Genomic DNA, 17,216 nt, shown 5'->3' with positions numbered 1-17,216 from the left:
CTTTTAAAGAATATCTCGATTCATTTGGTTCTTTCCTTATTTTGAAAGAAATTTATTTTCAGCTTCTGCTTTATCATGGTTAGAAAGCGCTTTAATCATTCCGCCCATGAGAGCGTTTATCTGTTCTACTGAAAAAGCAGCTTCCTCAGCAGCAAACATCATATACCCTTTCATAGCATTAACAGTATACTTATCATCAGTACTACTTGTAACACTTTCTTTTTCTCCACCTAAGCGTTTCAATTCCATTTCTTTAAGTTTAGCTTGAAGCTCTGGTTCATCATCAATTCTTATATCATCGTTGATATTTGTATCAACGTACTTGTTTTCACAGTCAGAGTTTGCACTATAATCGTTGATATTTGTGTCAGCTGATGAATTCTTTTTTATATCTTTTGGCTGAATCTTACTAAGATCACGAATGCTACTCTGTTCAGCTTTGTCAAGCTTTGCAATTTCATTAGCGGTACTTATCGAAAGATTACCACTTGCAATGGCTTCCTTAACAGGTTCTATTGCGTTTTTCTCAATATTCTGCATTTTTCCTACTTGTGCGGAGGAAACGCCGAGATGTTTTGCTATATCATCTCTTATTCTGCCGAAATATTCACCTTTGGCTTTCTTTTCTTTAAGTATTTTATCAATTGTTTCGTAGCTTTTCCAAAGCTCTGGATCAGATAGCTGACGAGCTGATACGTTCATGAGTATCAGGTCAAGCATTTTATCGTCCTCGTCAGTATAGTTCTGTACAAGGCAGGGGAGAAAGTGAGATATATTCTCCCCATTGTCTATAAGCCACTGTACCGCAGCTCTGCGGCGATGACCGCTGATTATTTCATATCCGCCTGTTTCAAGCGGTCTGACGATTAGATTATCTTTTACACCACCCTGACCGAGAATTATCTGTGCGAATGACTCAATATTTTCAAGTACAAAGAAGTTATCAGCTGACTCATGCAGTTCTTCTATATCTATCATCTGGATGCTATCGGTAAGTGTATTTGATACGATAGCTGATAAATTATCAAACATGTTTTTCATGCTTCTACCTCCTTAATTATCTCATCTGCTAAAGCTTCGTATGCATTAACTATTTTCCAAGCTGTACCGATATTCGGCACATTTCTTTCAATGAAGTAAGCTTCAATCGGCAGTCCCGATTTCTGAGATTCACGTACTGTAGTTGAATAAGGAATTACTGATTTCATAAGGCGATTCTGGAGAATCCTTCTGAAATCTTCGATAAGTTCCTTATCATTTTTAGCCTGAAACATCGTTACGAATATACCGCCGAGTTTTGTACCCTGATGATTTATCTCATCAGTGACTTTTTTAAGTCCTTGTATCTCAAATTCTCCAAGCATAGTAGGAACATATACTGCATCGAGATATTTAATTATAAGCTTTACTTCATCACTAAGTGCCGGAGGTAAGTCAAATAGTATGTAGTCATACTCATTTATAATGCTTGTTTCTTTAACCGAATTGAACTTATCCCAAGTAGTATGTGAAATATTATCGTACTCTGTATCAAATATTTCTTTTGTTGACTTGTCTGAAAAGAAGAATGAAAAGCAGTTCTCTTGACAGTCACAATCAACCACAAGAATGCGCTTACCTCTTTTTGCAAAAGCGTAAGCAAGATTGATTATCGACGTAGTTTTTGCTACGCCTCCTTTGTTGTTGTAGATACCTATTTTCTTCATAATGAGCCTTCTTTCTGCACATTTTTGTGCGGTTTTATTAGCCTTCTTATAAATTTATAATCACGGAACAGGGCAGTGAAGGCTCAACTGCCCTTGCTGCGTTTGCAACCACAGTCCGTGATGCTATCAATTCTCACATGGAGAAAGAATAACCGAAGTAATATTTTTCATTGCTTCAATTTTCGTGTCCTCCAGTACATGAGCGTACCGGTTCATAGTAACATTTATGTCTGAATGACCGAGTAAAACACTTAACGTTTTGAAGTCTACACCAGCTTCTAAAGCTCTTGTTGCAAAAGTGTGTCTAAGTGCATGAACATTTGCTTTAGAAATGCCTGAATATTCTAATACTTTTTTAAAGTATCCTTGAATTGTTTTAGGTTCAGAGGATGATCCTTTCTTATGTGTTATAATAAATTCGGTAGGGGATAGGATGTTTTGCCCAAAATGTTTAACCATGTTTTCTTGATGCTTAACTATGCTTGTCATTATATCTTCATTCAAAGGAATATCTCTTATTGAAGAAATACTCTTAGGTGTATCTATGTAAATTTTGGTTTTAGTTTTGCTGTTATTATCAAGTGTCATTAGACGCTGTAATGTCTTTCGGATCATTAATCGTCTATTGATAAAATCAATATCACTCCAAGTTAAAGCACATAATTCACCAACTCTGATTCCTGTTGTAAGGCATAAAAAAATACCGAAAGCATAGGGCTCATCGGTATTGGTTAATGTAATAAGTAATTTGGCTTGTTCCGCTCTTGTGAATACTCGCATTTCTTTTCGTATTACTTTAGGAATAGTAACATATTCTATATAATTTTTATTAATAATGTCATTTAAATTGGCAATTTTAAAGGCTGAATGTAACATCATTCGTATGTTGGATACACTCTTAGGTGATAATTCAGTACTTATAAAATTAAAAAACTCTTGCAATACATCAAGATTTATATTTTCCATATACACATCACCAATTACTGGAACAATGTGTTTACGGATATAGCATTCGTAGCTGACAGCTGTAGAATGCTTGATATTTGGTTTTGAATAAAGTGAAAACCACTTCATCAACCATTCATTTAAAGTTATCTTTTTTTCCATTTTGTATTCCTCCTAATTAATGTTGTAATTATATTATAACATTAATTAGGAGGAATTTGAATAACAGTTTTCGGCTCATAACCCGAAGGTCGAAGCCGCCACTTAAAGAGATACTCGTAGGGTAAAGATTAAGAAAAATGACCGGGCAAGGCATAGCTTTCAAAATAATTTAAGAACAACACCAATATAATAAACCTCCTCGGAAACTAATGCGTTTCCAAAATATACCATATTTAACGTGTCGAAAGCATGGTATCATATCATGGAAACGAGCGTTCTTGATTTTGAGTTTCCGAGGAAGTCTAATGTATAGTGCTTGCATGGAGAGGTTCATAATCATAAGCCAAACATTCATCTGCAACAAATCCTTTGTATACCTTTCTGGTATGCAAAGGATTTTTTATCTTGTTTTGATACTCAGGCTCTCTTTTTCGGTATTCCCCTTGAAACATCTGGTATATCGTGATATAATGATGATAGTTAGGATATACCAATGTTTCAATCAACCGGAGGTGTAGATATGAATCAGAAGCATTTTTACCAAGCATTTAATCTGCTTTATCAATGCAGCGCTCCAAGGCATGGTATCACAACCAAGGAGGATTTCTATATTCTCCTGTTTCGTTCGGTAGATGAGGCAATTGATGAGAACAGTGATGCAGATTCAATTAGGCGCATCACATCAGGTAAGAGTAACCTTCGTGTGCAGACGGCAAAACGTCTTCACACCGTTGAAGGCTTTGAATTGCTGCGGAAGGCTGTTGAAACTTATGTATTTACGGATACTTCTGATAATGAGCGTACAGTCGGTAAAATTCTTGATATTGTCAGGAACGATCACAATATCCCCTCTACAGTCAAGGCTCTCGTTATTGAAAATGCTCTTGAAAGCATCTATACTCTTTCGCGTGCTGTCACAGCAGCATTGGTTTGTCTGAATTATTCGGATTACATGACACGGACAGGTGCGAATCAATTTATTGACATTGTATTTATGCGGTTATATGATGATGCGCCTCCTGCGGATTACCCGATTTTCCTGACAGATTATCCAAGCGCCGGTGTAGAAACGCTGATCGGCAGAGAAAGTGATCTTGATACCTTATATAAAGAGATCAATGAATATTCCTATATCCTTGTATCTGCTGTGGGCGGTTTGGGTAAAACAGAGCTTATAAAAGCATTACTGGATAGAATACACCATACTAAAATAACCGATACGAAGATCGAGTACCTTGCATGGATTCCCTACGATAATCATGATTTACGACTGTCGATCAAACAAGCATTTAGCATGGAAGGCGATGAAGATGATGCATGGGCTGCGATGAAGCAAATGGCAGAGGCTTACCGACAGCGGCTGCTGATTGTGATAGATAATATTGAAAAGCCGGAGGATGATGCATGGTTGAATCAACTCAGTTCTTTGCCATGCCATATCATTGCTACAAGCCGTCAAAGATCGCTCAGAGGATTCACACACACATTTGATTTGCAGCCGTTGACATTTGAACAGTGCCGGATGCTGTTTTATCATCATTATAATGACTTGGATAAGAACGATGAAGCATTGCATGACATCATTGTTTTGACAGCGCGGCTGACAATTATGGTCGTTTTTATTGCCAAAGCTGCGTATCTGGAAGGCATAGACCTGTACAGCCTGTATCGCAAGCTCGTTGAAAAAGGGTTTAAACTGAGCGATGAGGATGTTTCCTGTGAGCATGAAAAGATGCAGAATGATGAAACAATAATCCGTCAGATGTGCATTCTGTTCTCTTTGGTTCAGTTTACAGATGCAGATAAAACGGTTCTGACATACATATCTGTTATTCCTACCCTGCCGTTCAGCTATGACAAAGCGAAGAATTGGTTTGGTATCAAAAAGAACAGTATATTGATGCATTTGTTTCATGTGGGTATGCTTGAACACTCTATGGATCAAAGAAAACATATCTATTGGATGCACTCCGTCATTGCAGCAGCGGTTCGGGAGCAGCAAAAAGCTGTCCTATATGTTACGGTATCTCCTTTTATGTACAAAATATCAGAAGAACTGGAATGCGGAGATAATTGGGGTAAGGGATATACGAAGCTGGACTTGATTCCGTTTTCATGGTCTATTGCAGATATTATGGAGGACCATTTAGGAAATGAAGATGATGCGACATTTCTGCTGCGTCTGTTCTATGTGTGCTTTGATGCAAGCAACTATCCGATTTGCAGACAGTTGATTGAAAAGGTACTGGAAATAGATCTGACTTTGGATAATCTGGAGGCTCTCATTCGGGATTACAAAAACTATGGGGAGTATCTATTGCGTATTGACGATGCTGAGGGCGCACTGATTCAGTATGATACGGCAAAAAAATATATGCTTGAGATTGATCCTGAGAAAAAGGATTTGTTGGAATGGGCGTATCTTTGGCATAAATACGGAAATTACTACTATCACATCGGAAATCCCGGAAAGGCTTTAGACTACTATTATCAAGCTTTAGAAATCGACTTAAAGCTGCCTGATCTCCCGCCCCGTGAGCTTGCTACAGATTACGCAAGTATTGCAGAAATATATAAGGAATATGGAGACCTGAACGGTGCGTATGAAATGCTGACAAAGGCGATTCAGACCGATGTGATAGATGAAGAAGATTCCGAAAAAATCATGCTTTACTTCTATATGGCTACCCTTTGCGGCAGTTATGTCAATCAGGGATATAATGAATACGCCGATGAAGGAGAGCGTTGCTTTCAGAAGGTCATTCAATTCCGTGAAAAGAATTTCGATCAGAACTGTCAGGATTTGGCTGATGTCTATCTGGAATATGCAAATTTCTGTAAAGATATTGAAGTGTATGACAAGGCGATAAAGTATTGTCAAAAGGCAGTTTCGATATATCGGAATCTTTACGGAGAATATAGCTACCATATGATTCAATGCATCAGTACAAAAGCTCTTATTCTTTCTGAGTCAGGTCATATGCCGGAATCAGTTGATATGTATAGAGGTATTATTCAGAAAGCCGAACAAATCAGCAATTATCCTCCTACTGACTTATGCCGGGATTATCAAAACTTTGCTGATATACTTGAACACGCAGACAGCTATGATGAAGCTGCGATTTACTATGTAAAAGCAATCACACTTGTAAAGCAGGTGTTTGCTGAGGATAGTCCGAATCTGGCACAATTATATCTGGATTACGCAACGTGTCTTATGGGGAAGGAGGATTATCAGAACGCGATCAACAACCTAAAGAAATTAGAGCAGTTCATAGAAAATGACAGCTTGTTAGAACGTGTAATGGAGCATAAGTTAGGAACCTGTTATTGTTTGCTGAATGACTATCCGGAAGGAGCAAAGCATTTTGTAAAAGCAGCAAGACTGTGCGAACAGAATAAAAATGGTTCAACAGATATTGGCTACATAGCGGTTGACCTTTGTATTGCTTACAGCAAGATGGGAGAAATGGATCTGGCAGACAAATACAAACAAGCTGCATTGAAAACTGCGGAGCAATATCCAGATGATGAGGAATTGAAGGCGTATGTTCATACTTTAGAAACATTTACGCCTGAAAACTGACACAGGCTTTGTCACTGACAAGAAAATAAATATCTGCTATAATCATAGTATGATGATACTTATGATGATAGCAGATGCCAAAGCACCTATCGTGTAAGGTATCACCTGCACGATGGGTGCTTTTTGCGTTTTGGTGACTTCTGGCCGGGAGTAATCTCAGCATCAGAACGTACAATTGAATATTTGAGCAAGACGGCGACTGAGAAAGTCCGATTGCTGGAAAGAAAGCAATAGCAGTATTGCTATGCCCTTTTCACGATCGAACGATGTTCAGTCGCCGTTTTGTGCTTCCTTTCCGGCAGTCAGACGGAAAGGACAATACCATGAAAAGAAGAACTGATACCGATCCCTGCTACCGTATGGAGCCAGATCTGAGGGAGATTCCTCCCCGCTTCATCGAAACCGATGAGGGAAAATATGTGATCTACCTGTCGGATTTCTATGACTTCGATACCCCTACGGACGAGACCGCCGAGGTCGAAAAGGAGGTGCTGATCGCATTGCTCCGGTCGAAACGATTGGAGAAGCGGATCGAAATCTGCGACTACCGGCATCGTGTACCGTTCCATTTCGATGAGAATGAAACCGCTGCTCTGGAAGGCATCTATGTGGAATCTGCGGAAGAAACCTGCTTTCATCAGATTGAAAATGCTGCGTTATATCATGCTCTCCGGTCCTTGCAGCCGTCACAGCGGAGAAGATGTGAGCTGTACTATTTTGAGAGATTATCGCTTGAAGAGATCGCACTTCTGGAGAATGTTACTCCGAAGGCAGTGCGGTTCTGCATTGACCGTGCGCTCGTTCAGCTCAGGAAGATGCTGGCAGATTATTATGAATAATAGATATCAGAATATGCTTTGATTTGTGCAAGTCTCCAATCTTCGGTGAATATTTCTTTTACCCCATACGTTTTTGCCCTCTTTTTGTAGTGATGTATGAGAAGGGGGTAATAACCTTCTTCCAGACCATACAGGAAGGAGGTGCAGAATATGCACGGAGATGATGTAGCAAGTGCAGGCGTTACGGTTACGACTGAAGTTGTCTCAAAAACGGCGGAATTATTTTTTGAGATGCTGAAAGTCGCTATCGAACGTGAGCGCAGCGCAAAGCTGACTTCCGGCAAGGAATCAAAGGGACTGTCCAGCGGCGAGGTGACATACCAGAGATTGAAGGAAGGCGGTGAAGTGACCATGCTTCCGTCCTTTGCCAAAGAGGATTATGGCGTACTTCTCAAAAAGGCAAAGAAGATGGATATTCCTGTAGCGGCGATACAGGAACAGGGTAAGGATAATACGCTTTCAGTGTTTTTTAATGTCAAGGACGAACAGGCAATCAATGCGATCGTGCAGGATATTGTTAGAGACAAACTGAAACAACCTGAGCAGACAGAGCGCATGATCACCATCGAAAAAGACCATGTAGAGGCTTTTCAAATGGCTTGTGCGAAGCAGGATATTCCGGTGAATTTCATGGAAGCGCAGGACGGCGTAAAATGTATTTTCGGTGCTGCGTATGAAAAGCAGTTGCAGGCTGTTGTCGATGATTTTCAGAAGATGCAGACAGAGCTTTCGCACACCTCGATTGCAACCCTGCAGGACAAACGTGGCAGACCGAAGATCGTCATTGAGGACACCGAGCAGGGCAAGAAGCTTAGCATGAATTTCTGCACGAAAGCAAAGCTGGAACGGGTGCTGCAAGAGAGGCTCGGTTTCAGTGAATCAAAGGCAGTGCAGGCAGCGAATGTGCTGACAGTAAACCTGACGAAGCAGCAAAAGGATTACTACCTGAGCAGTTCACGGACACTGGAGCAGATGGACTATTTTGAGCCGCATATCAGGCTTGAGAACGAAAACCTGTTGACAGAACCCTTCTCATTTGCAAAGATGAAGTTCGCTAATGAAGAAACACCGAGACTGACGATCACAAGCGGCTCAGGCAATTTTGTTGTACTGTCGGGCAATTCTCTGAATCGTGAGGAAGCTGAACGGAATATCCGTCAGCATTTGAAGGTCGAGGACGCTGAGGTCGTTACTGCAATTCTGAACAAGGCAGAAAAGCTCGGATTTGTAGAAGTACCGAAACAGGTGCAGTACAAGGAATACCATATTGAGCGTGACAGTCAAAACACTTTTACAGTTCGTGGCGGCTCAACGGAGGTACGTCTTAATCTGGATGATAAGCTCACTGCCAGAAAGCAGCTCATGGACAGCTTCGGTATGACGGCGACAAAGGCGGATAAGATCATTGCAAAAGCACAGAAGCAATCCTTGTCACGGAATCTGCTCGATCAGGCAAAACGCAAAATGCAGAGCGCCGGAGATACCCTGAAACGTAAAAAGCGTGAAAGGGGGTCTCGCAAATGAGCCGGGTAGCCAAAAAAGCCGATTTTATCACAATCAGCATTTATTCTGTACTGGCGGCGGCGGTGGTATATATTTCCGCAGCGCTGGGCGCTTGCGTTGACCTCGCTGCAAACGATGAGGGAAAGGTCGATTTTGATGTTCTGACCGGAAGTCTTGACAGTACAATGACTGACACGAAGCTGGTACTGTCGCAGGTCCAAGCGGGCGGGAATGCAATGAAATTTCCTATTTTCGCAGCGTTTGGTATCGGAATATATGCACTGATGAAAATTACAGGCAAGAAACGCTTTCACCGAAAAGGCGAAGAACACGGCAGCGCTCGGTGGGCAAATCAGAAGGAGATCAGATCCTTACTGGATAAACCGCCGAAACAGAAGAAGGCAAAGGGGGAAGCAAAACCCCGTGATGAGCCCAAACCGAAGAAAGGCGCATTCGTCCGGGACAATAATATCATTCTGACAAATGAAGTGAAAATGTCGCTGAATACCCGTCAGACGAGAAAGAATCTCAATGTCATGGTCATCGGCGGCAGCGGATCAGGAAAGTCCCGCTTTTATGTCAAGCCAAATCTAATGCAGGCAAATACAAGTTATGTCTGCACCGATCCGAAGGGAGAACTGCTGCGCTCGACAGGAAAAATGCTGGAGCACTACGGCTACAAGATCAAGGTATTCAACCTGATCGACATGGCACATTCCCACAACTATAATCCGTTCAACTACATCTACGATGTGGACGGGAATTACAGCGCAACGGCTGTCATTAAGATGGTCAATGTGCTGATGAAGAATACGCAGAAGGAAGGCGGCGGTGGCGGCGATCAGTTCTGGGACGATTCAACAAAAGCACTTCTTGCGGCACTCTGCTTCTATCTTGTGGAATGTGAAAGCAAGGAAAAACAGAATTTCTCAGAAGTCATGAAGCTGCTGAAAAAGGCAGAAGTCAAGGAAGGCTCTGACGATTTCCAGTCAGACCTCGACCTGATCTTCGATGCACTGGAGCATCCTGACACCTATACCCATGCTGAAAATCAGACAGAAAAGATGCAGGAGCTGAACCTGATCGACCTTGCCAAATCTGCGAAGCCTGCAAGCCAGTATATGTGCCTGAAATATTACAAGGACTTCAAAAAGGCTGCGGGTGATACGGCAAAATCCATTCTCATTTCCACAGCGGTACGGCTGCAAGCGTTCAATATCCCGGAGGTCATGGACTTAACGTGCTGTGACAACATTCACCTTGACATGCTCGGTGATGAGAAAACTGCGATGTTTATTATTATCCCGTCCTCGGACGATACGTTCAATTTCTTGGCGGCGATGATGTATACGCAGCTTTTTGATGTGCTCTATGACCGTGCAAACTTCAAGCATGGCGGCAGACTGCCGATCCATGTGCGCTGTCTGCTCGATGAGTTCGCCAATCTTGGTCAGATTCCTCGATTTGAGGAGATTTTAGCGACCATGCGCTCGATGGAAATATCTGCGAATGTCATTATACAAAACCTGTCCCAGCTCAAAAAAATGTATAAGGATAGCTGGGAGAATGTTCTCGGCAACTGTGACAGCCTGCTGTTTTTAGGCGGTCAGGAGCCGACTACACTGGAGCATATCTCCAAAACGCTCGGAAAGGAAACCATTGACACTCGCTCACAGAACAGGACAAGGGGCAAAAACGGCTCTACATCAGAAAATGATGGCATTTTAGGGCGAGAGCTTATGACCGTTGATGAGTTGAAGGTCATGAATGACAATGAATGTATCCTGTTCGTCAGAGGTATCTATCCCTTCTTCTGTAATAAGTATGTGATCGAAAAACATCCGAATTATGTGCTTTTAGAGGACTCAAACAAGGAGAATGCCTATCTTTTAAGCGAAATAACAACGGTGAAGGCTGAGGTCACTGATGATACAGAGGAAGCGGAATTACATACAGAACCGGTCGAAGAAAATGAAACGGCATTAACAACTGAAACTGAGATCCCCAAACGTGAAGATGCCCCCGAAATTGATACAGTATTTGAGCAGTCTGTCACTCTGGAGGATATTCAGAATATCGGTACACAGCCGCATTCATTCATCGCCGGGAAGCATATCCCGAAATCTCCGAAAGGCGGCGGCAGCGAACCGGCAAGGCTGGACGAAGCAGACAAGGTGATAACGGCGAAGCCGGAGCTGCATCCGCCCTTTACGGAGGTATCGGAGGAAAGCTACCTCGATGGATTCGACGATTTTTAATGAAAACGGAGGAAAAACAAAATGAGAAAGCTTACTACATACTTTAACAATAAGAAGGCTGAGATCTGCAACAATATCCGTGAGGACATGACACCGAACAGCAAGCTGACTGTGGAGCAGCGTGAGCGCAAGACTATGCGTGCTGTTTCCAAGATCTCCTGCGGTCTGATGGTAATGTCTATGATGCTCTCCTGCTGCGGTGTTACTGCATTTGCAGCAGACGGCGGCAGAAGCGAAGGTGTTGAGACTTTTAATACAGTCGTACAGTTCATCGTCGATTGGGTTGCCCGTATCGGTCTCGTGGTTGCTTTTATCGGTGCGGTACAGTTTGCACTCGGTTTCAAGGACGATTCTGCTGACGGTAAGACAAGAGGTCTCATGTGCCTTGCATCCGGCTTCATCGTTTTCGCTGTGGCAAAGGCATACGATATGTTCACTCAGTGATCCATGTTCGGGCGAACCCCTGCTTCGGCAGGGGTAATGCCCTATCCAATGAAAGGAGCTGATGCACATGATCGATTGGGACACAATATTAAGCTGGGTGCAGACTTGGATCGACATGGTAAACTATGCGTTCGACAGTGCCATAAAGACGCTGACAGTATCGCCGTTTGACAGCAGTATTACCGTTATAAATACAGCTATGTCTGCTGTTGAGGGCGTAGCGCTTGTGCTGGTGTCCATGTTTTTTGCAATACAGCTATGCAATGACGCTATGCTGCTGAAAATCCAGAGCTATGAACAGGTATTCAAGCTGTTCTTCAAGTTTATTCTTGCAAAGGTGCTTGTTCAGAACGCAAGGGGCTTGATGGGAATTATCTATAACGGATTCAATCAGATCGCCGTCAGGCTCGGTGAAGCAAATTACGGATTTCTGGATTCTTTTACTCCGGAAGCATTGGTCACAAAACCGGACAGTGCCGGATTTCTGAATCTGAATTATCTGGTGAAGTATCTGGAAGCAATGCCGACTTACCTTATTTTGATGGGTGCTTGCTGGATCATTAACCTGATACTCATAGGCAGACTGTTCGAGATCGTGGTATATACGGTCATTTCCCCGATACCGCTTTCAACCTTTGCCGGTGAAGGCTGGCATGATATTGCAAAGGCATTTATCAAGAGCTATGCGGCTGTATGTCTGCAAGGCGTAGTCGTAATTGTCATGTTCTATGCATTTGCACAGATAGTTGAGCTTCTCGGAGGTACAAGCACAGTAGGTATTACAATAACAACACTCTCATTGGCGCTCGGTGTGGCGAAAAGCGGTCAGTGGGCTCGTCAGGCGCTTGGTGCGTAGGAGGTGTGTCAGATGATAGAGATCCGTATTCCAAAGGAGATCAAGAACTACAGGGAAAAGCTGTTTTTTGGTCTTACGCTCCGCCAGTGCGTCTGCGCAGGTGCAGCGCTGCTCATCTGTGTACCGCTGTATATTTTCGGAAACCGTTTTCTGCCGCAGGAGGCTGTATCATGGGCGGTCGTTATTATCGCCGCCCCTCTGATGCTTGCGGGCTTCTTCCGGTATAACGATATGAATTTTGAGCAGTTCGCTGTTGAATATATCGCATATCATTTTCATCCGCAGAAGCGCATTTATGAATATGAGCCGATCTTTATGGAGCTGCGCCGGCAGTATCTGCTGGACGAATATCTCCTTGAGGTCGAGCAGAATTACAAACCGAAAAAAGGTTTATTTCATCGCAACGGAGGCAGATAAGTGAAACGAAGGAATAAGTACAACAGAACAAGTATCCTGCGCTGCTGGCAGAAAATGCAGCGCAGAGGTTGTCAGAAACCGAAGGAAGCAGTCATTTTCCGCAGGCAGTTTCGTCGTAAGACCGGATAAGGAAAGGATGATGTTATGAAAAGGAAGAATCAGGCTGCAACGGCTAAGGCAAGGGATGAGCAGCGTCTGAAAGAAGAAAATGCCAAGAAGCCAAAGCAGAAGAAAATCCGCAGGAAACGCAGCGTTCCAAAGACAGTACAGAAAACGCTGCCGTATCAGAAGTTTGTTGATGATTCGATCATTCGCATTGACGATAACCACTACAGCAAGACATACCGCTTTGAGGACATCAATTATAGTATCGCAAAACAGGAGGAACAGGAGGCGATCTTTCTCGGATACTGCTCTGTCTTAAACTGCTTTGATACAAGCACAGATATTCAGATCACAGTGTATAACAATCGTGTCAACAAAGCAAAATTTGATGATATGGTGCTTTTGAAGCATAAGGGCGACAGCTTTGACAGATACATTGATGTATATAATCAGATGCTTGTCGAGAAGATGGAACAGGGACAGAACGGTATCATCCGCAGCAAGTTCCTGACTGTTACCGTTCAGGCGACTGATGCAGAAGCAGCAAAAGCCAAATTCACTTCTATTGATATTGAGGTAACGAATGCCTTTAAGAAGATCGGCTCTGCGATCACGGCATTGACCGCAAATGAAAGAGTAGCCCTTCTGAAAGATATTTTTCGTGGTGTCGATATTGAGATACCGGAGCTGACAGCAAAAGATTTCAGGCGCAAGGCTGACAGGGCATACTGCTGTCCTGATTATCTGGAGTTCAAAAAGGATTACTTCATGTGGGGCAATAAATATGCCCGCACCATGTTTATCAAGGATATGCCGGCAAGTCTCAAGGACTGCCTGCTGACGGATATTTCCAATACAAACCTTGATGTGATGGTAACGGTGAATGTTTCGCCTGTTGATCCCTACAAGGCACTGAAAATCGTCAATCATCAGCTTACCTCTATGAGAGCCAATAAATTGCAGGCTGAGAAAAAGGCAATTCAGTCAGGGTATACGTCAGATATTATCAACGAGGACTTAAAGCACAGTCTGATCGAAGCGGAGGAGCTTCTGGACGATCTTCGCTCTAAAAATCAGAAAATGTTTCTGGATAATATCATCATCATGGTCACGGCGGCGGATATGGACGAGCTGAATGCAAACACCGAGACCATTGAAGCAGTGGTGCGAAAGCATATCTGCTCTCTGTCAACGCTGAAATTTCAGCAGGAAAAAGGCTTGCAGAGCGTTCTGCCGGTCGGCAACTGTACACTCAAAATCCGCAGAACATTAACAACGGAAAGCACGGCTGTACTGCTGCCGTTTTCATCAAAGGAGATCAACCAGAAGAACGGTATGTACTACGGATTGAACGCTCTTTCAAATAACATGATTCTTTTCAACAGGCTGAATCTGAAAAATCCAAACGGTTTTATACTCGGTTCGCCGGGCAGCGGCAAGAGCTTTGCCGGAAAGCGTGAAATGCTCAATGTGTTCCTCGCTACCGATGATGATATTATCATCATTGATCCCGAAAGAGAGTACACAAGCCTTGTGACTGCTCTGCACGGAGAGACCATTTATGTATCGCCTGCATCCGGCAATCATATCAATCCGCTGGATATGTCTAAGGACTATTCCGATGATGAATCTCCGCTGACAATGAAGTCGGATTTCATTCTGTCTTTCTGTGAATGTCTGGTCGGCAAGCAGGGACTTTCCGCAAAGGAGCGTGGTATCATTGACCGCTGCCTGACTGCGACCTACGGTGAATATTTGCAGACCTTTGACAAGGAGCAGACACCGACGCTAATGGAGTTCTATGAGAAGCTGAAAGAACAGCCGGAAAAAGAAGCGCAGGGACTGGCGCTCTCGTTTGAACTGTATATCAAGGGAAATCTGAATATGTTTGCTCATCAGACGAATGTGGATACCAATAACCGTGTCGTTTCCTATGACATCAAAGACCTCGGCAAGCAGCTCAAAACGCTGGGTATGCTGATCGTTCTGGATTATGTCTGGAACAGGATTACCATGAACCGTGCAAAGGGAAAACGCACATGGATATACATGGATGAAATTTACTTGCTGTTTGCCAATGAATACTCCGCAAACTTCCTTTTTGAGCTGTATAAGAGAGCGAGAAAATGGGGCGGTGTACCGACAGGTATCACACAGAATGTAGAGGACCTGCTGAAATCTGAGACAGCACGTTCCATGCTGTCCAATACGGATTTTGTGCTGATGCTGAATCAGGCAACCAGTGACCGTGTGCAGCTTGCAAAGCTGCTGAATATCTCGGATAATCTCCTGACATTCGTGACAAACAGCGAAAGCGGACATGGACTGATCTGCTGCGGTGGTTCCATTATTCCGTTCAAGGATAAATTCCCGCATAATGAGCTTTATGACCTCATGACGACGAAATTAGAGGAAGTGAAGTAAATGGAAATACAGACAGAGCGTGAACGTGAGCCTACGGTAAATAACATTGAACGCAATACACCGGAAACACAGGTAGATACAGCGGTTTTCGACAATCAGTTCGGACTGAAAACAGACAGAAAAAGCGGCATACAGACACTTTCCGATGATGAGGATGACGAGCCTGAAAAGCCTGCAAAAGCAAAAACAGAAGCGGAAGAAACTGAGGATTCTGACGATACGGATTCGGATTCCAACACAGACACCGGAGCGATACCGAAGCATACCGAATCTGTCCACTCTGTCAAAAAAGCAGGCAGAAAGCAGAGAGAGCCTGACGATCCCGAAGAAGATGATAAGGATTCCGATACGGGTGAAATGCGCTCTGAACCGATCATGCAGGATGATTATGCTGACAGTGATGATATATCTGACAACGGCGGCGGTATTGAGATCGTTCCCGAAACAGTGGATGACCGTTCAATTTCTGATAAAAGCCGAAAAACCAAGAAACCGTCAGAAGCAAACAAGCTGCACAGGAAAAAATATATCGTTGCCGAAGCAGACAGTGACGGCTCTGCCGTGATCGAAACGGAACAAGCTGTAACAGGCGCAGTCGATACGGTGATGCAGGCAGGCGGAATGATCCGAACAGCGGTGCATTCCTCTGCAAGCAGTATCGGAAAAATTCACACTATGGTGAAGCAGGGTGTACGGCTTGGTACAGCAAGAGATGCCGGAAAGGTCGCTGCCAATATCGGCAGCGGAATCAGAACCGGTGCAGCAAATGCAGTATCACAGGCAGGAACAAGCCTGCTGAAAACCAAGATCGACAAATCGACTACGACAGATACCGGTACAGAAGCAATCAAGCAGGGCTTGACTGAGCTTCGGTATGCGGACAATACAAGAAAAGCCGTGCAGAATACTGCAAGGCATTCGATCAATGCGGTGCGTACCGTAAAGAATATGCCCCGTGAAACAAGAGCACAGATGCAGCGTATCCGCAAAAATGCACAGCGGGTAAAACAGACAGCAAGGAAATCAGCGGATGCGCTCCGTAAAGTTCTTTCTACCAAAGCCGGACGCATCATTGCGCTGGGTGCGCTTCTGATATTTCTTGTAATATTTCTGCTCAACGGTCTGCTGACAATCATTCTTTCAGCGATCGCAAGCCTGTTTTCATGGATGTTCCCGGACGGAGATACTTCCGATACAACAGTACAGAACAATATCCGTACATACATCTCACAGATACAGAGCGCAGAAGCTGAAAAACAGGGAGAGGTAAACAATATCGTAAGCAGCCTTTCTCCTGAGTACCGCTATGACGGCTCACAGATCACGGGACTGAACCGCTTTGGAAACAGTACGGTACAGCCCTATGATAACAATGCTGTACTGGCAGTTCTGGCAACACAGAAATTCCATACTGTGCAGAATACAAATTCTGCGGATTTTCACTTTACAGAGGATGAAATTCGCACAGCCGTTGAGCAGTTCTATAACCTTGAATATCACTATGAGTACGGTTACTGCCCCGACAGAAATTGCGCAAAGGATACTGATTGCTGCCTGAGCTTGGCTGACGGACATTTCCGTGTTTCAAATACGAGCTATGATCCCTTTGAGGACAGCTATTCCGTTACAATGTCCGGAACTACATATAATGAGGCTTCTGCGATGTATACAAGGCTGGATATCCATATGAACGGAGGCGGTTCCATTACAGGAGATGGCTGGGCAAATGTAGGCGGCGGAAACTGGTCTATGACATATTGTATAGGCGCAGACGCATACGGCAGTATCAACTGGGATGAATTTTACCTGACGGTCGATACGATCTATTGCAGTAATCCGAATCATTGTTATCTGTGCGGTCAGGTCAAAAATCTGGATGAATCACAGGTAATGACGAATGCAGGATTTTCCGAAGATGAAAAGCAGATATATCAGGTATACTGCGATCAGATCAGAGCGATGGGAGGCTGA

Annotated in this window: 12 protein-coding genes; 9 read left to right on the top strand and 3 right to left on the bottom strand. The window is 43.5% G+C overall.

All coding sequences use genetic code 11. From position 1 onward, the window contains the following. Window positions 1-36: 36 nt before the first annotated feature. The 3 genes from BT127_RS06370 to BT127_RS06360 all read right to left on the bottom strand — a co-directional run bounded on the left by BT127_RS06370 (window position 37) and on the right by BT127_RS06360 (window position 2,813). Window positions 37-1,041: a ParB/RepB/Spo0J family partition protein gene (locus tag BT127_RS06370; RefSeq protein ID WP_075424189.1), complete on the bottom strand. Its 1,005-nt coding sequence runs from the start codon at window positions 1,039-1,041 to the stop codon at window positions 37-39. After that, window positions 1,038-1,706, bottom strand: a complete 669-nt coding sequence (locus tag BT127_RS16240; RefSeq protein ID WP_082334922.1) for a ParA family protein — start codon at window positions 1,704-1,706, stop codon at window positions 1,038-1,040. The genes BT127_RS06370 and BT127_RS16240 overlap by 4 nt, the downstream gene beginning before the upstream one ends. A 126-nt stretch (window positions 1,707-1,832) precedes the next feature. Then, window positions 1,833-2,813: a tyrosine-type recombinase/integrase gene (locus tag BT127_RS06360; protein ID WP_075424188.1), complete on the bottom strand. Its 981-nt coding sequence runs from the start codon at window positions 2,811-2,813 to the stop codon at window positions 1,833-1,835. Window positions 2,814-3,333: 520 nt separating this feature from the next. Here BT127_RS06360 and BT127_RS06350 point away from each other — a divergent pair. The 9 genes from BT127_RS06350 (at window position 3,334) to BT127_RS06310 (ending at window position 17,216) form a co-directional block, all read left to right on the top strand. Further along, window positions 3,334-6,399: a tetratricopeptide repeat protein gene (locus BT127_RS06350; RefSeq protein ID WP_075424186.1), complete on the top strand. Its 3,066-nt coding sequence runs from the start codon at window positions 3,334-3,336 to the stop codon at window positions 6,397-6,399. Window positions 6,400-6,722: 323 nt separating this feature from the next. After that, window positions 6,723-7,238 (top strand): RNA polymerase sigma factor, encoded by a 516-nt coding sequence (locus tag BT127_RS06345; RefSeq protein ID WP_175541925.1) that lies wholly within the window; start codon window positions 6,723-6,725, stop codon window positions 7,236-7,238. Between the two features lie 150 nt (window positions 7,239-7,388). Then, on the top strand, window positions 7,389-8,762 hold the full coding sequence (locus tag BT127_RS06340; protein ID WP_075424184.1) for a DUF3801 domain-containing protein: 1,374 nt from the start codon (window positions 7,389-7,391) through the stop codon (window positions 8,760-8,762). Then, window positions 8,759-10,999 (top strand): VirD4-like conjugal transfer protein, CD1115 family, encoded by a 2,241-nt coding sequence (locus BT127_RS06335; protein WP_082334921.1) that lies wholly within the window; start codon window positions 8,759-8,761, stop codon window positions 10,997-10,999. Before BT127_RS06340 ends, BT127_RS06335 begins: the two co-directional genes overlap by 4 nt. Before the next feature lie 21 nt (window positions 11,000-11,020). Then, on the top strand, window positions 11,021-11,443 hold the full coding sequence (locus BT127_RS06330) for a hypothetical protein (RefSeq protein ID WP_075424183.1): 423 nt from the start codon (window positions 11,021-11,023) through the stop codon (window positions 11,441-11,443). Window positions 11,444-11,510: 67 nt separating this feature from the next. Further along, window positions 11,511-12,299 (top strand): hypothetical protein, encoded by a 789-nt coding sequence (locus BT127_RS06325; protein ID WP_318257179.1) that lies wholly within the window; start codon window positions 11,511-11,513, stop codon window positions 12,297-12,299. A gap of 12 nt (window positions 12,300-12,311) precedes the next feature. After that, window positions 12,312-12,716: a PrgI family protein gene (locus tag BT127_RS06320; RefSeq protein WP_075424181.1), complete on the top strand. Its 405-nt coding sequence runs from the start codon at window positions 12,312-12,314 to the stop codon at window positions 12,714-12,716. 144 nt (window positions 12,717-12,860) lie between these two features. After that, on the top strand, window positions 12,861-15,245 hold the full coding sequence (locus BT127_RS06315; protein WP_082334920.1) for a VirB4-like conjugal transfer ATPase, CD1110 family: 2,385 nt from the start codon (window positions 12,861-12,863) through the stop codon (window positions 15,243-15,245). Beyond that, window positions 15,246-17,216, top strand: a complete 1,971-nt coding sequence (locus BT127_RS06310; protein ID WP_075424180.1) for a hypothetical protein — start codon at window positions 15,246-15,248, stop codon at window positions 17,214-17,216.

Origin of the sequence: Ruminococcus sp. XPD3002 (assembly GCA_900119535.1) — a bacterium.
Lineage (GTDB): Bacteria > Bacillota > Clostridia > Oscillospirales > Ruminococcaceae > Ruminococcus > Ruminococcus flavefaciens_H.
The sequence above is the reverse complement of the archived record's forward strand: the minus strand, read 5'-3'. Positions and strand labels throughout refer to the sequence as shown.